The organism is Nocardioides sp. CCNWLW239 (assembly GCF_037137035.1).
Lineage (GTDB): Bacteria > Actinomycetota > Actinomycetes > Propionibacteriales > Nocardioidaceae > Nocardioides.
The window spans coordinates 1,185,276-1,208,907 of sequence record NZ_JBBBNW010000001.1; the positions used below are offsets into that span (position 1 = coordinate 1,185,276).

At 70.3% G+C, this 23,632-nt stretch carries 18 protein-coding genes; 8 read left to right on the top strand and 10 right to left on the bottom strand.

Annotated elements, in window-relative coordinates; genetic code table 11:
- Positions 1-62 precede the first annotated feature (62 nt).
- Together WBG06_RS05675 and WBG06_RS05680 are read left to right on the top strand one after the other, a co-directional pair.
- On the top strand, positions 63-323 hold the full coding sequence (locus WBG06_RS05675) for a ribbon-helix-helix protein, CopG family (protein ID WP_336735559.1): 261 nt from the start codon (positions 63-65) through the stop codon (positions 321-323).
- Positions 320-571 (top strand): type II toxin-antitoxin system RelE family toxin, encoded by a 252-nt coding sequence (locus tag WBG06_RS05680; protein WP_336735560.1) that lies wholly within the window; start codon positions 320-322, stop codon positions 569-571. The genes WBG06_RS05675 and WBG06_RS05680 overlap by 4 nt, the downstream gene beginning before the upstream one ends.
- A gap of 130 nt (positions 572-701) precedes the next feature.
- Here WBG06_RS05680 and WBG06_RS05685 read toward each other — a convergent pair whose 3' ends face one another.
- The 3 genes from WBG06_RS05685 to WBG06_RS05695 all read right to left on the bottom strand — a co-directional run bounded on the left by WBG06_RS05685 (position 702) and on the right by WBG06_RS05695 (position 3,663).
- On the bottom strand, positions 702-1,916 hold the full coding sequence (locus tag WBG06_RS05685; protein ID WP_336735561.1) for an acetyl-CoA C-acetyltransferase: 1,215 nt from the start codon (positions 1,914-1,916) through the stop codon (positions 702-704).
- Between the two features lie 9 nt (positions 1,917-1,925).
- Positions 1,926-2,693: an SDR family oxidoreductase gene (locus WBG06_RS05690; RefSeq protein ID WP_336735562.1), complete on the bottom strand. Its 768-nt coding sequence runs from the start codon at positions 2,691-2,693 to the stop codon at positions 1,926-1,928.
- 82 nt (positions 2,694-2,775) lie between these two features.
- Positions 2,776-3,663 (bottom strand): hypothetical protein, encoded by an 888-nt coding sequence (locus WBG06_RS05695; protein ID WP_336735563.1) that lies wholly within the window; start codon positions 3,661-3,663, stop codon positions 2,776-2,778.
- 216 nt (positions 3,664-3,879) lie between these two features.
- Here WBG06_RS05695 and WBG06_RS05700 point away from each other — a divergent pair, with 216 nt between their 5' ends.
- Positions 3,880-4,572: a nitroreductase gene (locus WBG06_RS05700; RefSeq protein WP_336735564.1), complete on the top strand. Its 693-nt coding sequence runs from the start codon at positions 3,880-3,882 to the stop codon at positions 4,570-4,572.
- 127 nt (positions 4,573-4,699) lie between these two features.
- Here WBG06_RS05700 and WBG06_RS05705 read toward each other — a convergent pair whose 3' ends face one another.
- Positions 4,700-6,784 (bottom strand): YhgE/Pip family protein, encoded by a 2,085-nt coding sequence (locus WBG06_RS05705; protein ID WP_336735565.1) that lies wholly within the window; start codon positions 6,782-6,784, stop codon positions 4,700-4,702.
- Entirely contained in the window at positions 6,781-9,474 is a 2,694-nt protein-coding gene (locus WBG06_RS05710; protein ID WP_336735567.1) for an MMPL family transporter, read from the bottom strand. Before WBG06_RS05710 ends, WBG06_RS05705 begins: the two co-directional genes overlap by 4 nt.
- 62 nt (positions 9,475-9,536) lie before the next feature.
- Between WBG06_RS05710 and WBG06_RS05715 the strand changes: the two genes are divergently transcribed.
- Genes WBG06_RS05715 through WBG06_RS05725 form a run of 3 tightly spaced genes read left to right on the top strand, consistent with a single transcriptional unit; the run spans position 9,537 to position 12,259 of the window.
- Positions 9,537-10,157 carry a TetR/AcrR family transcriptional regulator gene (locus tag WBG06_RS05715; protein ID WP_336735568.1) on the top strand — a complete coding sequence of 207 codons (621 nt, stop codon included), beginning with the start codon at positions 9,537-9,539 and terminating at the stop codon, positions 10,155-10,157.
- Positions 10,158-10,202: 45 nt separating this feature from the next.
- The gene (locus WBG06_RS05720; RefSeq protein ID WP_336735569.1) at positions 10,203-11,429 is read left to right on the top strand and encodes a TerC family protein; all 1,227 of its coding nucleotides are present in this window, start codon (positions 10,203-10,205) and stop codon (positions 11,427-11,429) included.
- 11 nt (positions 11,430-11,440) lie between these two features.
- Positions 11,441-12,259 carry an APH(3'') family aminoglycoside O-phosphotransferase gene (locus WBG06_RS05725; protein WP_336735570.1) on the top strand — a complete coding sequence of 273 codons (819 nt, stop codon included), beginning with the start codon at positions 11,441-11,443 and terminating at the stop codon, positions 12,257-12,259.
- A 25-nt stretch (positions 12,260-12,284) separates the two neighbouring features.
- On the opposite strand, the gene WBG06_RS05730 is transcribed toward WBG06_RS05725, so the two are convergent.
- The gene (locus tag WBG06_RS05730; protein WP_336735571.1) at positions 12,285-12,821 is read right to left on the bottom strand and encodes an acyltransferase; all 537 of its coding nucleotides are present in this window, start codon (positions 12,819-12,821) and stop codon (positions 12,285-12,287) included.
- Between the two features lie 229 nt (positions 12,822-13,050).
- Between WBG06_RS05730 and WBG06_RS05735 the strand changes: the two genes are divergently transcribed.
- On the top strand, positions 13,051-13,722 hold the full coding sequence (locus WBG06_RS05735; protein ID WP_336735572.1) for a hypothetical protein: 672 nt from the start codon (positions 13,051-13,053) through the stop codon (positions 13,720-13,722).
- A gap of 121 nt (positions 13,723-13,843) precedes the next feature.
- On the top strand, positions 13,844-16,597 hold the full coding sequence (locus WBG06_RS05740; RefSeq protein ID WP_336735573.1) for a hypothetical protein: 2,754 nt from the start codon (positions 13,844-13,846) through the stop codon (positions 16,595-16,597).
- A gap of 15 nt (positions 16,598-16,612) precedes the next feature.
- On the opposite strand, the gene WBG06_RS05745 is transcribed toward WBG06_RS05740, so the two are convergent.
- From WBG06_RS05745 to WBG06_RS05760, 4 genes are all read right to left on the bottom strand, one after another.
- The gene (locus tag WBG06_RS05745) at positions 16,613-18,916 is read right to left on the bottom strand and encodes a fibrinogen-like YCDxxxxGGGW domain-containing protein (RefSeq protein ID WP_336735574.1); all 2,304 of its coding nucleotides are present in this window, start codon (positions 18,914-18,916) and stop codon (positions 16,613-16,615) included.
- A 44-nt stretch (positions 18,917-18,960) separates the two neighbouring features.
- A complete protein-coding gene (locus WBG06_RS05750; RefSeq protein ID WP_336735575.1) occupies positions 18,961-19,764 on the bottom strand; it encodes a glycoside hydrolase family 16 protein in 804 nt (267 codons plus the stop codon).
- Positions 19,765-20,069: 305 nt separating this feature from the next.
- Positions 20,070-22,931 (bottom strand): fibrinogen-like YCDxxxxGGGW domain-containing protein, encoded by a 2,862-nt coding sequence (locus tag WBG06_RS05755; RefSeq protein WP_336735576.1) that lies wholly within the window; start codon positions 22,929-22,931, stop codon positions 20,070-20,072.
- 26 nt (positions 22,932-22,957) lie between these two features.
- A complete protein-coding gene (locus WBG06_RS05760; RefSeq protein ID WP_336735577.1) occupies positions 22,958-23,632 on the bottom strand; it encodes a hypothetical protein in 675 nt (224 codons plus the stop codon).

The window sequence follows — 23,632 nt, forward strand, 5'->3', positions numbered from 1 at the left end:
AACTCGACGTTCCGACGCACGTACGATACCGCGTGATACCACCTCGGGTTTACGCTGGGTCCATGGCAATGACTCTGCGACTCAGCGAGGCCGACGACCGGCTGCTGACCGATCGCGCCCGGACGGAGAATCGGTCCAAGCAGGAGATCGCCCGCGAGGCCATCCGCGCCTACCTCAACGACCACGACCGGCGCGTCGAGGATCTCGAGGACGATCTCGCCATCGCGCGCTACTCCCTGCGCCGCGAGCTCGGCGAGGTCCGCTACACCCCGCACGCCGAGGCCCGCCGCGCCCTCGGCCTCGACCGCCCCGCTCAGGGGTGAGCTACGAGGTCGTCTGGGCCGACGAGGCGTTGCGGTCGGCCGAGGCGTACGTCGACGACGACCCCATCGGCCTGATCCAGGTCTTCGACACCATCGACACCCTGGCCGAGGCTCCCCGCGACGCGGGAGCCTATGCGTGGGGCAAGGACCGCTACCGCCTCCGCGTCGGCCGCTACCGGATCGTCTACGTGATCGAGGAGCGGCGTGTCACGGTCGCGGTGATCCACCTCGGGCGGCGGAGCGTCTGACCGGGTCGGTCGGCCATCGGCCGTGTAACACGTCGTTCGTAGTACTACTCGCCCTATCGAATAGGGCGAGTAGTACTACGAACGACGTGTTACATGCCTGAGCTGCGCCCCCAGAGGCCCGACCGAACCCTCAGAGCCGCTCGATGACCAGCGCCATCCCCTGGCCGCCGGCGGCGCACATGGTCTCCAGGCCGTAGCGGCCGCCGGTCTCCTGCAGGCCGTGGATGAGGGTGGTCGTGAGGCGGGCGCCGGTGGAGCCGAAGGGGTGGCCGAGGGCGATCGCGCCGCCGTTGACGTTGACCCGCTCGGGGTCGAGACCGATCTGGTCGATGCTGGGCAGCACCTGGGCAGCGAAGGCCTCGTTCATCTCCACGAGGTCGATGTCGGACGCCGAGAGGCCGGCGCGGGCGAGCGCCTGCCGGGACGCCTCGACCGGCCCGAGCCCCATGATCTCGGGCGAGAGGCCGGAGACGCCGGTCGACACGATCCGGGCCAGCGGCTGGATCCCCAGCTCCGCGGCGCGGGTGTCGCTCATGATGACCAGCGCCGCGGCGCCGTCGTTGAGGGGGCAGCAGTTGCCGGCGGTGATGGTGCCGTTCTCCCGGAAGACCGGCTTCAGGCCGGCGACCTTCTCCAGGGTCACCCCGGCCCGCGGCCCGTCGTCGGTGGACACCACCTCACCGGACGGCAGCGTGACGGGGGTGATGTCACGTGACCAGAAGCCCCGCGCGGCAGCGGCCTCGGCGCGGTTCTGGGAACGTACGCCCCACGCGTCCTGCGCCTCCCGGGTCACGCCGCACATCTCGGCGACGTTCTCGGCGGTCTCGCCCATCGCCAGGTGGTAGTCCGGCAGCTCGCCGGACTCGCGCGGATCGACCCAGGCCGCCCCCGCGGCCACCCGGGCGGCACCGCGCTCGCCCGCCTTGAGGAACTCCTCGGCCTTGGTGTCCGGCATCCCGTCGGCCTTGCCGCGCTCGTAGCGGGACACGCACTCAACCCCGGCCGAGACGAACGCGTCGCCCTCGCCGGCGCGGATCGCGTGGAACGCCATCCGGGTGGTCTGCAGCGACGAGGCGCAGTAGCGGTGGACGGTGGTGCCGGGCACGGCGTCCAGGCCCAGACGTACGCCGACGACCCGGCCGATGTTGTAGCCCTGCTCCCCCGCGGGCTGAGCGCAGCCCATCATCAGGTCGTCGATCTGCGTCGGGTCCAGCTCCGGGACCGCGGCGAGGGCGCTGCGTACGATCTGCTCGGCCAGCTCGTCGGGACGGAGGTCCTTCAGCGAGCCCTTGAAGGCGCGGCCGATCGGGGAACGGGCGGCAGAGACGATGACTGCTTCGGGCACGGTTTCTCCTCAGGAGTTGGGGGTGTGCTGGAGGAAGGCGGGCCACTCGCCGCCGCCGTCGACGGCCAGGACGGCGCCGGTGATGTGCGTGGCGAGAGGGGAGGCGAGCATGAGGCAGGCGTCCCCGATCTCCGACGGGGTCGCGAAGACGCCGCGCGGGATGGTCGCAGCGACCGCGGCCCGCTGCTCGGGGCTGCCGTAGTGGTCCTCGGAGCCGGGGGTGGCGACGATCCCGCAGGAGACCGCGTTGACGCGTACGTCAGGGGCCCACTCCACCGCGATCGACGCCGTCAGGCTCTCGACGGCCGCCTTCGCGGCGCCGTAGATCGCGGTGCCGGGGCTGGGTCGCCGCGCCGAGATGGAGGTGATGTTGACGATCGATCCGTGCGAGGCCTTCAACGCCTCGTACGCGGCATGGCAGACGTACGCCGTCGCCATGAAGTTGAGGGCCGAGATCTTGTCGTGGAAACGCGGCGACGCCGCCGCGAAGTCGGCGTAGGGCGCGCCACCGGCGTTGTTGACGACCACGTCGAGGTGACCGTTGCGGGTGGTGATCGCCGAGATCCACTCCGCGACCTGGTCGGCGTCGCGGACGTCGACCTGCGAGAAGACGGGCTTGCGCCCGTCGACCACAGGAAGCTCGTCGGGCGCGGTCCGGCCGCATATCTCGACCTCCGCGCCCGCCTCGAGGAACCGCTCGACGATCCCGGCGCCCACACCGCGTGCGCCACCGGTCACCGCGACCACCTTGCCGCTGAAGTCGATCTCCACTGCCATGTGCGGCAGTCTAGAGCGGCTACCAAGCAAATGCTAGGTTGATGGTCCCGGTGACCGGTACCCGCAGGTCAGAGACAGGGCCTCAGACGCAGTGCACCTCCACCCAGTAGGTGTGCTCCCCGCTCATGTGCTTCTTGACCAGCACCGAGACGGTGACCGAGCCGTTCGCGTCGGGAAGGAACGTCTGCCCGGCATGGTGCACATCGTCGATCTCGCAGCCGACCTGGTCGGTCACGGTGATCTTGTGCAGGCCCGCCTCCGCGGCCTCGACGTGCGCCTCGTGGAACGCGAGAACCGCCGGGTTGTACTCGGAGTACTTCACGTTGTGCGCACCCAGCGTGTCGGTCCAGTGGGCAGCCAGACCGTCGATGAACGGCCCGCCGTGCCTCGAGAACCGGGTGTCGATCTCGACGATCGCCTTCGCCTTGACCTTGAAGTTGTCGGTCTTGCTGTCGGCGGGGACGAAGCCGTGCCGGTTGCCGGGCGCGGAGGAGTCTAGCGCGGCGTACGGCGTCAGCCAGACCTTGTACTCGCCACCGTTGTTCGGGGTGTCGAGGTAGGGGAAGAGCTGGACGGTGATGCCACCGTCCTCCGCGTCGGTGCCGGTCGCGTGCGCGCAGCCGCCGCTCGGGGCGACACTGACGAAGCGGCCGCTGGCGTCGACCTCGACCCGGCGGCAGGCGACCGGATCGGTGGAGAGCAGGGTCTTGCCGGACGGGTCGGTGACCTGGAAGGCGTAGATCCCGGCGGGCAGACCGGCGGCATCATCGGGTGCGTTGATGCCGGGGCCGCCGTTGAGATAGACGTCCTCCTTGGCAGCGTAGTGGTTGAGGTTGACGGGCGCGCCGGAGACGTCGGTGGTGAAGATCGCGCCGGAGAGCTGCAGCACGGGCGCAGCCGAGGCCGGCATCGACCAGAGCGCCGCCGCGGCGACCCCCGCCGCGACGGCACAGACGAGCTTTCGGATCATGGGTTTCCCCCTCGGATAGGTCGGACCTCGAGTCTTCGACGCACCGCAGTCAAGGCTCCGCCCAGGTGCCGGGTATCACCCGAACCGGGTAGGGGGCGGGAGTGTGCAATGAGCCACTTTCGAGCCACCAGCAGGAATACCGGAGAGTTCCTCCGTATTGCGTCAGGAGTGGACCGAGGTCATCAGCCCTCGGCAGACCTGAGAGGAATCCTTGTTGTGAGCACGACCGCCCCCGACACCTTCACGGACGTGATCCGAGCCCGCCGCTCCGCGCGAGCCTTCCTGCCGGACCCGATCCCCGCGGAGGACATCCGTGGCGTGCTCGAGGACGCCCAGCGCGCCCCGTCGCACAGCAACACCCAGCCCTGGGAGGTCCACGTCTTCTCCGGCGACGCCCGCGACCGCCTCAGCGAGGCGATGCTCAAGGCGTTCGAGGCCGGCCAGATGAGCCCCGACTTCACGACCACGTACGGCGCCGACGACAGCGTCCACACCCGGCGCTCGCAGCAGTCCGGCGCTCTCCTGTACGGCGCCATGGGCATCGCCCGCGACGACGTCGAGGGCCGCACCAAGGCCGTCGCCGAGAACCTCCGCTTCTACGGCGCTCCCCACGTCGCGCTGCTCTTCGTGCCGGAGCTCGGCGACGTCGTACGCGCCGCCAATGACGTCGGCATGTACGCCCAGAACTTCCTGCTCTCCCTCACCGCCCGCGGCTACCACGGCGTCCCGCAGGGCATGCACGGCCTCTTCGCCGACACCGTCCGCGCTCACCTCGGCCTCCCGGCCGACCGCAAGCTGCTCTACGGCATCTCCTTCGGCACCGCCGACCCCGAGGCCTCGGTCAACCAGGTCGCCATGGGCCGCGCTCCCCTCGACGAGCACATCGTGCTGCACGACACCTCGATCTGAGCGGCTGCGGTTGCGCTGGGAGCGGTCGAGCCGAGCTGTAACACGTCGTTCGTAGTACTACTCGCCCTATCTGATAGGGCGAGTAGTACTACGAACGACGTGTTACAGCCGGGCCGGCCGCCCAGCCTCAGCCCGCAGCCACCGCCTCACGGATCTCCACCACAGACGTACGCTGCGCCCGACCCGCCGCGAAGACGCTGACCGCGATCGCGAGCACGAGCCAGAGGACCAGGCCCCCGACCGACGCACCGACCGCTGCACCGCTCTGCGCGACCACGGCCCCACGGAGCGCCTCGGCGGCGAGCGGTACGGGGAGGATGCCGGCGAGCGCACCGAACGGGGCGGAGGCCGTGGCGACCGGGAGCAGGCCGCCGAGAGAGACCAGCTGCAGGGCGAGGAAGGCGAGCGAGATCAGCCAGCCGCGACGCTGGCCGGCGAAGGCGACGACGGCCTGGTGGACCGCGACGAACACCGCCGCGGCGAGTGCCGCGATCGCGACGGCGGCGACGGGCCGGGCGAGATCTGCGCCCAGAAGACGGGAGGCCACCACGAGGAGCACCGCCTGCCCCAACCCCACGACCACCGCGGGCCAGAGACCGGCAAACGTGAGCCGCCGCGCCGTGAGCGCGTCGCGGAGTCGCCCGGCGGGGAAGGCCGGACGGAGCAGGTAGATGGCGAGCGCACCCAGCCACAGCGCCAGCGCGATCACCGCCGGCGCGAGCCGGGTCGCCCCGGAGACGGACGACCCAGAGGCGACCGACACCCGCACCGGCGAGGCCACGACCTCGGCCTGCTTCTCCCCGGGGACCGCGATCTGTGACGCCCCGTCGTCGAGGCCCGAGGCCAACGAGGACGCGCCCTCGGTCAGCGACGAGGTCCCGGCGGAGAGGTCGTCGGCACCCGAGGCCAGCGAGGCCGACCCGTCCTCGAGCCGCTTGGTCCCCGAGGCGAGCCGGTCGGCCCCTGACGCGAGTTCGGTCGCCCCGGAGTTCGCCTCCCCGACACCGGCGGCGAGGTCACGCGCACCCTTGGCCACCCGCGAGCTGGCGGAAGCGAGCCGGGACGCCCCGGAGGCGATCTTGTCGGCACCGTCCGCCGCCGAGGAGATCCCTTCGCTCAGCTCGGGAGCCGCCTCCGACAGGGTCGACGCCCCCGCGGCGACCTGTGATGCCCCCGAGGCGAGCTGGTCGGCCTGCGCCCCGCCCGGGCCGACCGCGGCGCCCGTGGCACCGCACAGCTGCGGCTTGGAGGCCGCGAGCAGCGGGTCGCTCGCGCACGCCTGCGCCCAGCCCTTGGCGAGCCGGGTGTAGCCGTCGACCCCTTCCGACACCTGCGACGCGCCGGCGGCGAGCGAGGAGGCCTGCGCCGGCAGCCCCGTGGTCGACCGCTCGAGCCGGTCGAGCCCGCCGCTGAGCTCGTCGGCGCCGGAGGCCAGCGACGACGCCCCACGCGAGGCCTTGCCCGCGCCCGCTGCCAGCGACCCCGCACCGGACTCCAGCCGCGCGGTCCCACCGGCGAGCGAGTCGAGGCCACCGGCAACCTGCGTCGCACCGTCCGCGGCACCGGCGGCACCGGAGCTGAGCTCGCGGGCACCGTCGGCGACCTTCCCGGCGCCCGAGTCGGCGGCGGCGGTGCCGTCGGCGAGCTGGTCGGCACCATCGGCAGCCGACGTCAGGCTCGACTTGAGCTTTCCGGTCTGGTCCCGGACGCCGTCGAGGTAGGTCGTCGTCACCGTCCGCCCCAGGGTCGCCGCCGATTGCCGCGCGACCTGCCGGGCGATCTCCGCGGTGACCTCGCTGGACGCGTCGGACGCCTGCACGCTCACCCTCCCGGCGTTCGGAGAGCTTCCCTGCACGCCGGACAGCGTCTTCGAGAGGTCCTCGGGGATCGTGATGACCGCGGCGTACGTCCCGTCCGCGTAGCCCGAGCGTGCGTCCTCCTCGTCGGTGAGCTCCCATCCGAGCGTGGGGCTCTCGGAGGAGCCCGAGGAGGAGACGAGGTCAGCGGCAAGCGCCCGGCCTGCATAGACCGTCTGCTTGTCCTTGCCGCTCCCCGTCGTCACCGGCTTGTCGAGGTTGACGACCGCGGCGGGGACCTTGTCGAGGTTCTCGGCACGGTCGCCGAGCGCGACGAGCGCGAGCGCGGTCACGACGACCGGCAGCAGGATGGCGGCGGCCACCAGCCGGCCGCCCCAGGATTTCGTACGTGTCATCGGACTGTCTCCAGGTCGGCGGCCGGGGCCGCGTGGTCAGTGAGCGCAGGACGGGCACGGTCGGGCTCGGCACGGACGAGCGCCTCCGCGACCTGAGGTACGGCGGGCGGCGACGGCACCCCGAGCAGCACCGTCGTGCCCCGCGAGGTCAGTGCGGACAGCGCCGCGACCTGACCCGGGTCGAGCGAGGTCGCGCTGTCGATCGCGACCAGTGCTGGGATGCGACGACCACCTGCCAGCCGAAGAGCGGCAGGGACGTCCTCGACGAGCGCGGCCCGAGCCCGCACCGCTCCCGCCTCCTCCGGCAGCAGCCGGTCGAGCACGACCAGCTGCCCGGAGAAGCCGAGCCGCCCGGTGATCGAGGCCAGCGCAGCGGACCGCGCGACGGGGTCGGACCCATGGATGATCCCGAGACCACCCGGGCGGAGTTCGAGCGACAGCGGAGAGAGCGCCCCCGCCACCTCGACCTCGCGCGCCCGCACGGCGAGCTCACCATGGGCGGCGACGTAGTCGGCGTGCTCGAGGTGATGCACGAGCGCCTCGCCCTCGATGTCGAGGACCGGCAGCCGGCGGTCGAGCCAGCGCGGGAGCCACCAGGCCCCGCGCCCGAGCAGGGCGAGCACCGCAGGCACGAGCGTCATCCGCACCAGGAACGCGTCCACCAGGACCCCCACCGTCAGCCCCAGCGCCATCGGTTTCACGATCGGGTCGCCGTGGGGCACGAAGGCCGCGAAGACCCCGATCATGATGAGGGCAGCGGCGGTGACGACCCGTGCACTGGCAGCGAACCCGGTCTCGATGGATCGGCGGGCGTCGCCGGTGTGCACGTAGTCCTCCCGCATCCGCGAGACCAGGAAGACCTCGTAGTCCATCGCGAGCCCGAAGAGCACGCCCATCAGGATGATCGGGAAGAACGCGATCACCGGCCCGACCTCGGCGACGTTGAGAAGGTCGGCGCCCCAGCCCCACTCGAAGACCGCGGCGACGACACCGAAGGAGGCCGCGACCGACAGCACGTAGCCCAGCGTCGCCTTGAGCGGGACCGCGATGGAGCGGAACACGACCATCAGCAGGATCAGCGACAGCCCGACGACGACCGCCCCGAAGGGCAGGATCGCTCCGGACAGGCGAGCGCTGACGTCGATCGCGACCGCGGTCTGCCCGGTGACCATGACGTCCTCGATCCCGAACCGCTTCTCCAGACCGGCGGCATCGTCACGGATCGACTCGACCAGCGCAGCCGTCTCCGGAGAGCTCTTCTCGGTGGTCGGGTAGATCACCACGAGCCCGAGGTCGGCGGTGCGGTTGGGCGTCGCCAGCGCGACCTTCTGCACCCCGTCGTAGCCGCCCAGCGCCGTGCCCAGAGAGTCCATCACCCCGATCGGGTCGGTGGTGTCGATGATGTCGGCGGTCACGAACAGCGGCGCGTTGTAGCCCGGCCCGAAGTCACGGTCGATCAGGTCGTACGTCTCCCGCGGAGCGGTCCCCGGGTCGGCGCTGCCGTTGTCGTTGAGCCCCAGCGCCAGGTCGCGGGCCGGGATCGCCAGGACGGCGATGACCAGCAGCGAGACCACGACGGTGAGGACCGGCACCTTGGTCACCACCCGCACCCAGCGCGCCCCCAGGGTGGGGGCGTGAGGCTGCCCCTCCGCGACAGCCTCACGCCGCGCGGCCCGAGACCCGGGCTTCGGCCGGAGCCGCTCCCCCGCGAGCGCGAGGAGCGCCGGCACCGCGGTGAGCGCCACGAGCACCGCGACCAGGACGGCCGCGGCCGCGGCGTACCCCATGACCGCGAGGAACGGGATGCCCGCGACCACCAGGCCGCAGAGCGCGATGATCACCGTGACGCCCGCGAAGATGACCGCGCTGCCGGCGGTGGCGACCGCCCGGGCGATCGACTCCTCGACGCCGAGCCCGTGGGCGAGCTGGCTGCGGTGCCGGGCGATGACGAACAGCGCGTAGTCGATCCCGACTGCGAGCCCGATCATCAGCGCGAGCGTCGGCGTCGTGGCCGAGATCGTGGTGAACGCGGCGACCGAGAAGATCCCCGCCATCGCGATCGCCACGCCGAGCAGCGCGGTCAGGATCGGCAGCCCGGCGGCCAGCAGCGACCCGAACGTGATCGCCAGGACCAGCAGGGCGATGAGCAGCCCGATCGCCTCGGTCGCACTGACCTGGACCCCCGTGGCGGCGTACGCGTCCCCGCCGACGTGCACCTCGAGCGACGACCCCGGCGGCAGCTCCGCCGCCTTCTCCAGGTCCGAGGTCACGCCCTCGGGGAGCTCGTCGACCCCGAGGTCGAGCTGCACCGTCGCCAGGGCGTCCCGGCCGTTCTCGCTCACGGTCCGGCTCTCCGGGGCCAGCGGGTCGGTGACCGTCGCGACGTGGTCCACCTTCTCGACCTCGTCCAGCACCGACCGGATCTCCTTCCGGTGGTCATCGATCCGCTCCCCCTCCGGCGCGACGAAGACCAGCTGGGCGGAGGTCCCGGAGACCTCCGGGAAGCGCTGCGTGAGCGCGTCCAGACCCTGCTGGGACTCGGTGCCGGGGATCGTGAAGTCGTTCTGCAGCTTGCCGCCGAGCGAGACGGTCAGCGCACCCAGCAGCACGGCGAGCAGCAGCCAGAGCGCCAGCACGGTCTTGGCCCGGCGGGCGACGAGACGGCCGAGCCGGTAGAGGTAGGAGGACACGTTCGATACATTAACGCATCCAATACAAAAACGTATCGCAGCGCGTATGTGAGGATTGCGACATGACCGAGGTGAAGGCCCCCCGACGACGTACGAACACCCGCGCCCGACTGCTGGCGGCCGCCGTCGACGTCTTCGTCGAGCGGGGCGCCCGCCGGGTCACCGTCGACGACCTGGTCAGCGCCGCCGGTTACACACGAGGCGCGTTCTACTCCAACTTCAACAGCGTCGACGAGGTGCTGCTCGAGACGTTCAAGGAGGAGTCGGAGCGGCTGATCGAAGCCGTCCGCGCCGCCCTCGACGAGCACCACGACGCCGACTCGAGCGAGTCGCTGATCGGCGCGGCCTTCGCCGCGGTGCGCCCCATGCAGGACCGCTGGTACGTCTTGCAGAGCGAGGTCGTGCTGCAGAGCCTCCGCGACCCGGACGCGCGCGAGATCAGCTCAGCCACCTTCACGGCGCTCAGCGAGCAGCTCGTCGAGCTGGTCGAGCTCGCCCTGGCCCGCCTCGACTGCACCTCCACCATGCCGACCGATCTCCTCGCCCAGACGATGATGGGCGTGTTCCTGCACAGCCTCACGATGCGTACGATCCGGCCCGACGACCCCCGCGCCGACCGGCTTCTCGACGAAGCGCTCCCTCAGATCCTCGACGGGGTGTCGATCCCACGGGCCCCCGCCTAGGCTGGGTGCGAGTCCCGGTCCGGGCCAGCTCTCAGGGGGTTCAGCATGGGCGCACCGACATGGGTGTGGGTCGTCACGGTCGTCGCGATCATCGGTCTGCTCGGTTTCGACTACGTCTTCCACGTACGCAAGGCCCACACGCCCACGCTGAAGGAGGCCGCCACCTGGTCGGCGGTCTACGTCGCGATCGCGCTCCTGTTCGGTGTCGGCGTGCTCGTCTTCGGCGGCGTCGGGATGGGCGGGGAATACTTCGCCGGCTACATCACCGAGAAGGCGCTCTCGGTCGACAACCTGTTCGTCTTCCTGATCATCATGACCAGCTTCCGGGTGCCCCGTGAGGACCAGCAGAAGGTGCTTCTCTTCGGGATCACGTTCTCGCTGATCGCCCGCACCGGCTTCATCTTCGTGGGCGCTGCGCTGATCAACACCTTCGCGTGGGTGTTCTACCTGTTCGGGCTGATCCTGCTGATGACGGCCGGCAACATGCTGAAGCCCGACGACGACTCCCACGGCGAGAACATCGTGGTCCGGCTGTCCCGGCGGATCTTCCACGTCAGCGAGCACTACGACGGCGACAAGCTGTTCACGGTCGAGGACGGCAAGCGCATCCTGACGCCGATGCTGCTGGTGATGGTGGCCATCGGCGGCACCGACATCCTGTTCGCCCTCGACTCGATCCCGGCGATCTTCGGCCTGACGCAGAACATCTACCTGGTCTTCACCGCGACCGCGTTCTCCCTGTTGGGCCTGCGACAGCTCTACTTCCTGCTCGACGGGCTGCTCGACCGGCTCATCTTCCTGTCCTACGGGCTGGCCGCGATCCTCGCCTTCATCGGCGTGAAGCTGATCCTGCACGCGCTCCACGAGAACAACGTCCCGTTCATCAACGACGGAGATCCGGTGCACGTCGTCGAGATCAGCACGGGACTCTCCTTGAGCGTGATCATCGGCGTGCTCGTCGTCACCGTCGTCGCGTCTCTCTTCAGCAAGCGTGGTCGCGCCAAGAACGCCATCGGCAACGCCCGCCGGCACGCGGCCGCCTACCTCGACTCGGAGTACACCGCCGATCCTGCCGAGCGCGAGCGCATCCACAACGCCCTCCTCGCCGAACGCGACCTGATCGTCTCCCTCGGCCCGAAATACCTTCAGATCGCCCGCGAAGAGACCCCGCTCATGGAGCTCCTCGAGCGCGCCCTCGCCAGCCACACCGCGGCCGTCGAGCGCGGCGAGGCCTCCCCGGCGGGACCTCCGAAGATCCTCCGGGACGAATAGAGCGGGGTCCCATGTCGCCCGACAACCCTTCGTTGCCAGATGCCCTGCTGCCCACCGCCGATGCCGGCTGGGAACCGGTCACCACCGGGGAGTCCGGCGCGGCGGTGTTCCGCGATCGTGCCGGCGCCCGCTTCGCGAAGCTCCTCCCCGCGGCGGACAGCGATGATCTCGTTGCCGAGCGCGACCGCATCACCTGGCTCGGCGACGCCGGCCTCCCGACCGCGTCCGTGCTGGACTGGCGAACCACCGACGCCGGCGCGTGCCTGATCACCAGCGCGATCGGCGGCGTCCCGGCCGACCGACTCGACCCCGCTGCGCTCCGACTCGCCTGGCCAGGAATCGCGGACATCACCCGCGAGCTGCACGACCTGCCTGTGGCCAACTGTCCCTTCGACCGAGGACTCGCGTCGATGCTGCCCGTGGCACGTACGACGGTGGCGGAGGATCGGGTCCAGACCGAGTTCCTCCCGGTGTCGCTCCAGCAGACGCCGCCGGCACAGATCCTCGACCAGATCGAGGAGGAGCTGCCACGGCGCCGACGCCAGGAGGAGGACGAACGCGTCGTCTGCCACGGCGACCTCTGCCTGCCGAACATCCTCGTCGACCCCGACTTCATGCGCGTCACCGGTCTGATCGACCTCGGCCGCCTCGGTGTCGCCGACCCGTACGCCGACATCGCGCTGCTGCTGGCCAACGCCCGCGAGACCTGGCCCGACGAGATCACCGCCCGGGCTTCCGATCATGAGTTCGGCGAGCTGTACGGGATCGACCTGGATGCGGAGAGGCAGCGCTTCTACCTGCTGCTCGACCCGTTGACCTGGCCGGCCTGAGCGCGGGTGCGATCGTCGGGTCTCCTCATCGTGAGGTCGTCGGCGCCAGGTCCTTGATGCGCCGCGCCGGCACCCCGGCGTACACGCCGTGCGGCTCGCAGTCGCCGACCACCACAGCGCCCGCGGCGACCACGCATCCCTCGCCGATGGTCACGCCCGGCAGCACCGTCGAACGAGCGCCGAGCCAGACTTCGTCGCCGATCGTCGTCGTCGCGTACGTCGGCTCGCGGCTCGCCTTCCCCGAGGAGATGTCGTGGGTCGCGGTCATCACCATCACCTGCGGAGCGAGGTGACAGTTCTCGCCGATCACGATCCGTCCGCCGGCCACGTCGAGGTAGCACTCGTGGTTGACGAAGGTGCCCTTGCCGAGCTCCAGGTCCGACCCCGTGATCCGTACGCCGGAGAAGACGTTCATGGTCTGCGCCCTGATCCCCGCCAGTCGGTAGATCAGCTGTCGCACGGGTCGCGGCACGACCGCAGAACCGGCCACCACGTTGAGGACGACGTGGCGCACTGCGATCGACAGGTCGAGGCGAAGCCCCCGGACCAGCGCCTTCACCATGGGGTCACCGCAGGTGCGTGGGGCGTCGAGTGCTTGTCCAATGTCGGTGGCCTTTCTGCGCAGAGACGTTCCGGCAGCCATGACACGGCGGGCACCGGATCATGACGCCGACCTGTGATTCGCGACGTATCAACGCTTCGGCGTCATAGCGCGGCTCGATCGCTGTCCTGACATGAGAACCCACCCGCGCGGACCGCGTGGGTCCCGTCTACGAAGAAGGACACCGACGTTGCTGAAGCCACGAAGGCGCCGAGCGGTCATCGCGGGCGTCTGTGCCGTCCTGGTCGGCGGAGGCGCGGCCGCGGCCATGATCGCCACCGGCTCCGACCTGAGTCCCGTCGAGCCGAGTGCGGTCGGGCCGAGCGCGACGCCGGCCCAGAGCGACGGTTCGAAGAACAGCTCGAAGGACAACCCGAAGGACGGCACCCCGGAAAGTCCCGGCCCGAGCGCCGGTGCGGTGAAGGACGCCGCCGAGAAGGCCGAGGTCGACCCGGAGGTCGTCACCGAAGCCACCACGACCATCGACACCACCCTGGACTCGTTCTACGCCCCGCTCGAGGCGGGCGAGGAGCCGAAGATCCCCGGCGTGGTCGGCAAGGCGCTCCGCGAGGAGATCGAGATCGCTCAGTACGAACGTCAGGACGCCGGCTGGAAGGTCACCGGGTCCCCGACGCTCGACGAGCTCGAGATCCTCGAGGTCGACGACCCGGACAAGCCCACGGCGATGAAGATCAAGGTGTGTGTCGACGCCAGCGACGTCGCCATCAAGAACTCCACCGGCCGGGACATGACGACGAAGACGGCGACCCGGTCGCGGTCGGTGTTCGACATGAAGCTCGTCAAGGGCGAATGGCGGGCAGTCTCCCGCACCCTTCCGGCCGACGCGGACTGCTCGGCCTGAGCAGCCCGCTCGAAGCAACCCCTCCTCTCGGGAGCGTCCACGGCGGACGAGCCGATGCGGCGTCATGACCGCAGCGTTCTCGTGTCCTGGGCGCTGAAGACCCAACACAGCAGGAGCAGACATGCATGAGACCGCGACGTCACCATCCCCCACGTGCTTCGGCCCGTGGCGCGACCTCTGGGACCGTCGACGCATCGGATCGGGGCTCGTCCTCGCGGTGACGCTCGCGCTCTCGACGATCGCGGTCCCGTCGTCGGCAGACGCCGCACCACAGCCCACGACGACGGCAGCGACTGCCGTGCCCGCCGGCGACGACGACCCTCTGGACCCCGCCGCCTGGACGCTGGGCAACGGAAGCGCTCCGGCCGGAAGCTCGGCCGCCAACTGGGTGAAGCTGAGCAGCGGCAACGGCTACATGAACGCGGACGACACCCCCAGTGGTGCCGGCAGCCAGCTGCAGCAGTCCGTCACCGGCGTGACCCCCGGAAGCACGCTGTCCGTGACCGTGCACTGGAACCACGGCATCCCCAACCCCGGCGATGCCATGCAGCTGACCCTGTCCTACGCGGGCGTGAACTACGCGGCCTGGCAGACGCCCTACGGGGTCGGTTCGTCGAAGGTCGTCGTCGCCAACGGCGCCACCGTCGCACCAGCCACCGGGTCCGCCGAGAAGACAGCCGCCACCTATCAGGTGACGTTTCCGGACAACGTCCCGCAGTCCGGGGTGATGCGGTTCGCGATGACGGCGATCACGAACAAGGTCTCGCCGGGGGATGACTTCCGCATCACGAACCTGAGCATGCACAGCCCGCCTGTCCCGGTCCCGGAGGAGGGACTTCCCGAGCAGCGCCGGAAGGCCGTCCTGCGCAACGGGTCGTTGAAGAACCCGTGGGGCGTCACCGGCCGCAGCCCTCTCTTCCAGGACAACCTCGACGTCGAGGTCCAGGCCTTCGGCGAGGACACCGCCAACGACATCATGTACGTCGGCGGCAACTTCACCACCGTCCAGCGGGACAAGGACGGCACCGACGCCGCCACCCAGCAGTTCCTCGCCGCCTTCGACTCCGTCACGGGCGAGTGGATCGACACCTTCCGACCCGACCTCGACGGCCAGGTCAAAGCCATCGAGGTCCTCCCCGGCGGCAGGCTGGCCGTCGGCGGCGAGTTCGCCAACGTCGACGGCGCACCCCACGAAGGGTTCGTCGTGCTGGACACGGCCACCGGCAAGGTCCACCCCGACTTCACGACGCTCCTGGTCAACCACATCTCCATCGAGACCGTCTCGGTGTGGGACTTCGTCACCGACGACGGCTGGCTCTACCTCGCCGGCAAGTTCACCCACGCCACCGCACCCGGCTCCACCCGCGAGATCTACAGCCGCAACCTCATGCGGATGAGCCTCGACGACCTCACACCCGACCGCACCTTCACCGCCGACCTCAACGGCGGCGCCGTCGACCTCGACATCCACAACGGCCGTCTCTACGCCGCCGGCACCTTCAGCCAGAACAAGGGAAACCCCGCCTTCCGCGCCCTCGCCATCGACCTCGACGACTACTCGCAGATCCCCTGGACGATCCACACCAGCTACGGCACCGCCGTGCTCAACACCCGCCAGTACGGCGTCGTGGCCACCGACACCTCGGTCTGGCTCACCGGCGCGGAGCACCTCCATGCCGCGTACGACGCCACCGACCTCTCCCTGAAACAGACCTGGATGCAGTACTCGGGTGGCGACGGCCAGACGATCGCCACCAACGGCGACACCGTCTTCGCAGGCTGTCACTGCTGGGACTACACCTACGAGGGTGCGCGGAAGTGGGGCGACAAGGGATCGAACTACGCAGAGATCTCCGCGATCGGCGCCTACGACGCCGTCGGCACCACCATCCAGCGCAGCCCCAAGGTCTGGGACCCCGTCTTCTCCTCCCGCCGCGGCGACGGCGCCTGGGCCAGCCACATCGACGAACGTGGCACCCTCTGGGTCGGCGGCGACTTCACCCACGCCAGACCGGACGGCTGGACCACCGGGAACCGATGGACCGGCGGCTTCGTCCGGTTCGAGCAGGACGGCGACGCCACCGCCCCCGACGTACCCACCCGACTCACCGTCGTCACCGACGGTTCCTGGGACGCACTCTCCTGGGACCCCACGGGCGAAGACGGCCTGACGTACCAGGTGTTCCGCATCGGCAGTGGCGACATGGTCGCCGAGACCACCGACACCGCGATCGCCGTACCCGCTGCCCCCGAGGGCACCCGCTACCTCGTCCGCGCCATCGACACAGCAGGCAACATCTCGGCGACCAGCGACCCCGCAGTCGCACAACCCGGCGAGATCCCGGCCGGGCTCGTCCACGAGGGCGAACCGGTCCGGCCGACGCAGGTCATCGCGCCGCGAACCTCATGGACCTACTCGTACGACGCCGGACGCCCCGACGGCTGGCCGGCCGTCACGTCGCTCGCGTCGACCGGCGCCGCACCCCTTGGCTGGGGCACCCAGGACGTCGCCACCACCTTCCCCGCCGCGGCCGACGGCACCCGGCCTCTCGCCACCTACTACGCGAGGTCGTTCGAGCTCCCCGCCGACGCACCCCACCAGGAACTCGTCATCACCGTACGTCTCGACGACGGCGCCGCCGTCTACGTCAACGGCAGAGAGGTGCTCCGGGAGAACCTGCCGGACGGTGACCTGACCGACCGCACGTACGCCACCACCTCCGTGTCCGGGGCCGCCGCACCCGCCAACACCTCCACGGTCCGGATCCCGGTCAGCGACCTGACCACCGGCACCAACACCATCACCGCCGAGACGCACGCCAACTGGAGCAAGGCACCCAGCTCGACCTTCGACCTGGAAGCGGTGCTCCAGTAGCCCCTGGTCCAACGGTCACGGTGTGACCATGGCGGTGCTCGCGGACGCGTTGCCGGCAGCGTCGATCGCGCGCACCGCATAGGCCGCACCGTCCACTGCGGGCACGGTGTGCGTGCTGGCCGCCGTCGTGGCGACCGGACGGTCGTTGCGCAGCACCTGGTAGGTCACGCCGCGCTCGGGTGACCCGGTCCACGACAGCGAGTCCGTCGTCCCGTCCGAGACGACCTTCAACCCGGACGGCGCCACGGGGGCGGCGGCGTCCGCCGGTGCGAATCGGGCGAACCCGCCGGTCCAGCGCTTGGTGATCGTGTCCCGGGACGCATGGGTCAGGTCACCGCCGACCCACATCGTCCCGTCCGAGTCGATCAGCGTTGCCCACACCCCCGACCCCTCGCGGATGCCGAAACGTGGCGCAAAGGCGGTCTCGAGCGTCGCCCCGGTGCTGTCGTACGCACCGAGCTGATCGATCGCGCCGTGGTTCGACGTCCCTCGGGTCCACTCCAGCATCCGCGAGGCACCTTCGTAGACGTTCTCGGAGCAGTGGCACCCCGCGTAGACGGTGCGACCGTCGGAAGCCAGCGCCTGGCCGTCGCCACCGTTGTGGGTCAGCCAGGTCTGCCGCACCTGCATGGTCCCGGCGTCGTAGACCGCGACCAGGTGCTCGGCGCCGGTGAGCCACACGTTGTCACCGACCGCGAGCACGGCACCCTGCAGGTGGTAGGCATCGTGCGACTTGGAGATCGTCCACGGGATCTGGGTCGTGGTCGGGATGTCCATCGCCAGGGCGCTGACGGCGTCGGCGGTCCCGTTCGCGGTGAACCGGCCGGCGGCGTAGAGCCTGTCGCCGTCGTCGGAGACGTCCAGGTCGTAGACCGTCCCGTTGAGGTTCAGCCAGAACGTACGGTCCGGGGACAGGTCGTCCACGGACAGGCGCATCAGGTTGCGGCTGTACACCTCGCCGGTCGCTCGCGCGCTCGAGGCGTGGGTGAACTTGCCACCGATGTAGAGGTAGCCGTCCTTCACCTCCGCCGCCCAGACCGAGGGCCGAAGACTGCCGACGCGGTTGGTCAGGGTGGTGGTCGCGAACTGGTCGAGATCCCCGGTCGACGGGTCCAGGACCGCGAACCCCTGGCGCCCCTCCCCGTTCACCGTGGTGAAGTCACCGCCGACGACCAGCCGACCGTCGGGCAGCACCTCCAGCGACCGCACCTGGTCGTCCAGCGCCGGCCGGAAGGCCGAGACCCACTCGCCGGTGCTGACGTCGAAGGCGGCCAGATAGGGCTGCTCCACGGCGTCCGTCCCGCGCGCGTCGCGCTGGACGGTGGTGAAGTTCCCGCCGACGTACATCACGCCGTCGCCCTCGGCGAACGCCTGCACCTCGACGTCGTAGTAGCCCCCGTACGAAGGTCCGAGCCCGCTCACGCCCCACGGGTTCCACCGCGACTCGCTCCGGGCGACCGCGGGCCGGGTCGCTGCGGGCGTACCTTCCGCCGGGAGCTGCCCGAAGTCGGAGCTGAACCGCGCCGGGCGGAGGTAGACCTGGGTGAACGGCTTCGTGACCTGCGTGCCCTTCTTGTAGAGGTAGCTGGTGCCGGAGGTCGAACCACCCAGGACGTTGGTGGGGTCGGTGATGCCCCAGCCGACCGACCAGCCGGACTTGACGTCGGTGGTGGTGTTCACGTCGAAGGCGAGGTTGGTCTCGCTCCCGAACCGGGCGCCCGTCCCACCCGCCGTTGGGGTGCCGTTGAACTGCACGTTGGTGACCGGCATCGCGGACTCGAACTGCCACGTCCATCCCGGCTGGCCCTCGCCGCCGAACTGGAACTGCGCCTCCTGCCACCTGGTCCCGGCCGCGTCTGTCGCACGCCTCAGCCGGACCCAGGTGTCGTCGACCCGTAGGTCTCCGAGCAGGGCGTTCACGGTCGTGACCGGCAGCTGACGGGGAGAGAACCCGCCGACGCCCGCGATGTCGCTGCGCACCTCCGCCGAGGTCCCGCGGCCGGTGGCCGCCGTGCTCCACCCCTCGCGGCCACGCCCGACGAGGACCCAGCCTCCCCCGCTGGTCACCTGGTCGCAGTAGAACCGGTCGGCGACGACCAGCTCCGGCGTCCACAGCCAGTAGACGCCCGACGGCGCGTCCGGCCGCACCTGCTTGATCTCCCAGCACGACCCGGCCGGGTTCGACTCCGTGCCGAGCGGCGCCTCTGCTGCCGAGGCCGGCGACACCGGCGCGACGTAGCCCGGCGTGAGCACGCCGAACGTGACCGCCAGCGTGACAGCCGCCGCCCGGCCGGCGCGATGGTGGTGGAGCTTGCTCATGGATGTTCCTCCCGAGTCAGGCCATGACGCGCCGCGGGGCGGCATCAATCACGTACCCATGTGTGGATGTAGTCGAGGTGCATGACCGATTCCGAGGCGGACCAGTCCGTGGTGTGGTCCGGCATCCCGTTCCACTCCCCGCCGACATTGAGCGTCACTCGGAGGTTCCAGCGCTTGCCGACCTCGTAGTACGTGTCGAACCAGGACGGGTCACCCGACGTGAAGGTGGCGACCGGGACGTCGTCGACCCACATCTTGATCGACCCCGGGGTCTTCTCCATCGAGTAGGTGTGCCAGCCGTCGGCCGTGCCCGGGAGCGCGGAGAACTTCTTCACGTGGACCTCCTGCTCGCGACCGGGGCCGTACGCGGTGTGGATCGTGTGGTGTGTCGCCGGATCGTCCAGCTCGCGGCCGAAGATCTCGACCAGGTCGATCTCACCCGCCGAGCGATCGTCGGGACGCAGCCACAGGGGCCCCGGCCAGAGCCCGCGCTCCATGGGCACCTTGGCCCGCACCTCGACCCGGAACTCGTCCGGAAGCGCAGCCTTCCCGTTGCTGTCGATGTAGCCCGAGGTGTAGTTCCAGCGCTGGACGACCTGCTTCTTGGCCCGGAGGTGGAGGAATCCGTCGTCCACCTTGACGTTCTCGCGCATGAACAGCGCCGCTTGGTTGGGCGCCTGCCCGTAGTGACGTACGTTCCACCGGGTGCGGTCGAGTCCGGTGAAGTCGTCGCGCCACAGCGTGCGCCATCCCGCAGGATCCGCTGCCCGCCGGGAGGTGCCGGGTTCGGTCGTGGCATCGCCGTCCTTCGCACCAGCGCCGCCGTTCGGACGATCGCCCTTGTCCACGCCGGTGCCGTCTCCCTTCGCGGACGGCCCGCCGGGGCCGGGCGGTTCTGACGGAGCGATCGCGCCGGGCGCATCCACGACTTCCCCGCTGGCATCGGGTTCCGCCGGGTCCGCGCTCTGACGGCCGTCCTGGCTCCCCCTGTCACTACCGGTCCAGGCGGTCTCGTCCCTCAGTTGCGCGGCGGCCAGCAACCCGGCCACGACTGCGACTGCGAGGACTGCTCCGCCAGCCGTCAGTCGGGCACGTCGCGTCATCTTCTGGCCGGTCGGGTGTTGTCGCATGTGTGGGCCTTCCTCGGCTCTCGTCACCGGACGGCTAGCGCTGCGCTCAGCTCGAACGTCTGGCTTGCGGTCTTGCGATAGTTGGAGTGAGCTTCTGCCGTCAGGACGTTCGTCCCTGTCGTCAGCAGATCGCGCGGAACCACGACCGTCACCGTCGACGTGGAGGCCGACGACGAGCTCACCGCCGAGGAGGCGTAGGTGTTCTCGGTCAGCGCGCCCGCCGGCAGGTTCTCGCGAACGATCTCGGTGCCGTTGAGATAGACGGCGACGCCGTCGTCGACGCGGACGGTGACCTCGAGGCCGCCGGTCGCTGCTGGATCCGGGACCTCGAACGCTCGCGCGTAGTAGGACGTGATCGGGCGCGTCCCGTCGGTGGCGGCGGGAATCTCGGTGGCGACGTCGGCCGTTCCCCAGCCGAGCGGCGCCGGTCCGTACGTGTCGAGCGACCCGACTGCCGGCCAGTCGCGCGGCGTGCCGTGGCCGTAGGAGAGGTCCCACTGGGCCCCGTTCGGAACCACCAGGACCGGGGCGGCGACGGCCGACTCGACCGCAGTGCTCGGCGAGGCGTTGTCCGCGGCGTCGATCGCCCGGACGACGTACTGTGCGCCGTCCGTGGCAGGCACGGTAAGGGTGCGCTCGGGGGCCGTGCCGACCGGGCGGCCGTTCCGCAGCACCTGGTACGTCACCCCCTTCCCGCCGGTGCCGGACCAGGTCAGGACGTGCGAGGCGCCGTCCGTCACGACCTTCAGGTCGGCCGGCTTGTCCGGCGCGGTCGTGTCGGTCGCGGCGAACCGGGCGAACCCACCGGTCCACCGTTTCGTCAGGCTGTCCCTGGCTGCCTGGGTCAGGTCACCACCGACCCACAGGGTGCCGTTGGAGTCGACCAGACTCTCCCACGCGCCCGACGCCTGACGCGTGCTGAAACGGGGCGAGAACGCCGGCTGGATGGTCGCGCCGGCGTTGTCGAACGCACCGATCTGCTCGATGGCACCGTGGTTGACGGTGCCAGGAACCCGCGATGCGTAGGAGCTCGACCCCTCGTAGGTGTTCTCCGAGCAGTGGCACCCGGCGTAGACCGTCTCCCCATCGGTCGCCAGAGTCTGACCGTCACCACCTGCTTGCTGGACCCAGGTCTGGCGCAGCTCCATGGTGGCGGCGTCGTAGGTGCTCAGGATGTGCTCGGCACCGGTGATCCACACCGAGTCGCCAGCCGCGACGACGGCCTGCTGACGGGTGTTGCCGTCCCGCGGGTCCGAGAAGGCGACCTTCCACGGCACCTGGCTCAGGTCGTCCAGATCGATCGCGAGGCCACGGTAGGCGGACTCCGTGCCGTTGACGCTGAACATCCCGGCGGCGTAGAGCCGTTCCCCGTCGTCGCTGGCGTCGAGCGACCACACCGAGCCGTTGAGCTCGACCCCCAGGGCCCGGTCCGGTGTCAGGTCGGCCACGCTCAAGCGCATCAGGTTGCGCCCGTAGACCTCGTCGGGAAGCTTCTCGTTCGTCGCGTGCGTGAACAGGCCGCCGATGTAGAGCCACCCGTCCGCCACGTCCATGGAGCGGACCGACGGCAGCTGCCCGCCGACGTAGTTGGCGAGCGTGGTCGTGAAGTACGGGTCGACCTGGCCCACCGTGGTGTCGAGCACCACGAGCCCGTGATGCTCCATGCCGGACGCCTGGGTGAAGGTGCCTCCGACCGCCAGCCGGTTGTCGTCCAGGACGGCCAGCGCACGTACCTGGCCGTTCAGCTTCGGCCGGAAGGTCGGGATCCACTCGCCCGTGTCGATGTCGAAGGCCGCCAGGTAGGGCTGCTCGACGGTGTCGGTGCCCGAGGAGCTGCGCTGGATCGTGGTGAAGTTGCCCCCGACGTACATCACGCCGTCGCCCTCGGCGAACGCCTGGACCTCGACGTCGTAGAAGGTGTCGGAGCCCGGCGACAGACCGGTGACCCCCCACGGGTTCCACTTCGAGGCACTGGAGGCGACCGCCGGGCCGGTAACCTCGGGAGTGCCGTCCTGCGGCGGTGCCGGGAAGTCATCACTGTCCAGCTCGGGCCGTAGGAACACCTGGGTGAACGGGCGCGTGACCTCCCCACCGTTCTTGTACAGATAGTTCGAGCTCGACGTCGTTCCGCCGAGTCCGTTGTTCCAGTCGCGGATCCCCCAGCCGGACCGCCAGCCGGACGTCGAGCTGACGGTGGTGTGTACGTCGTACAGCACGCTCCCGCTCGCCTTGAACGAGGCCGCGGTGCCGCTCCCGGCCACGGTGCCGTCGAACAGCACGTCGGCGACCGGCAGGTCGGTCTCGAGCTGCCACGACCACCCCGGCCGGGCCTGGGCGTACCGGAACCGCACCTCCTGGCGCTTGCTGCCGTCGGCGCTGACCGCGCGCCGCAGCCGGACGGTCTGCTCGTCCACCCGCTTCCCGCCGAGCAGGCCGTTGACGGTGTCGACCGGCAGCGTACGTGGGGCGAACGCCTCCGGTCCGTCGATGACGTCCCGGACATCGGCGACCGTGCCCTGGCCGGTGGAGGAGTGGCTCCAGCCGTCGCGGCCACGGCCGATCAGCACCCAGCCGCCGCCGTCGGTCTCCTGGTCGCAGTGGAACTGGTCGGCGCGGACCAGGTCCGGCGTCCACAGCCAGTAATTCCCCGAGGGAGCATCGGGGCGATCCTGCTTGACCTCCCAGCAGGATGCCGCGGGGTTCGTCTCTGAGCCGATCGGCCCCAAGGCGCTCGGCGGAGCCGCCGGGTTTGCGGGGAGCGCGGTCGTGACCGGCACGGTTGCCTGCGCGGACGCGGCCTGGAAGCCGAACCCGCCGAGGAGGGTGATGCTGAGAGCTGACACCGCCGCGCGTCGGGCGCGCAGCAGTCGAGAGGTTATGGGCACTTCGGGTCCTTCGGAGGTGTTCGGGCTCAGCAGTCGGGGTTCGCGGCAAAGGTGCGGGACCGCACCTTCCAGTCGCCCTCGACCAGAGCCAGGTCAAAGAGTGAGAGGGAGCGGGTGACAGTGCCCGAGGTCATGTCGCTCCCTGCTGAGTTGCGGACGATCACGTCGGAGGTGTCCACACACGTACGAATCGTCATCGACGACGGTTTCGCGGGATCGTCGACCTCGACGACCGCGAGGCCGTCGAGCCTTGCGGCGCCCTCGACCGTCCAGCCGAGGTCCTGCCGTTCGAGCTGGGTGTTGGAGATCTCCTCGGCCATGAACGTGCCGACGACCTCCGGAAGGTCGAGCTTCTTGCCCTTCGGGAGCGGCGCGAACAGCGCGTCGAGCGAGGTGTCCACGCTCGTCACCGCATCCTTCACCTCTTCCGGATCGACCCGCGCCTTCGTGGCGGCGGCGGCCAGCTCGGCAGCGGTCAGTCCCGTCCCCGTCGCCCGCTGCGGAGCACGTGGCGGCGGGTCGGCCGTCGGGGTCCGCTCCTCGCCGGCGTCCTCGTCGGGCTTCGGTGCCTCCGTGACCCGTTCCGGCAGCGTCGACGGCGCTCGCGACTCCGCTGCGGCAACCGCGACGCCGGTCCCGACGACGAGCAGCGTCGCCGTCGCCCCGAGGACGACGCGCTGACGAGTGGTGATCCTCGCCAT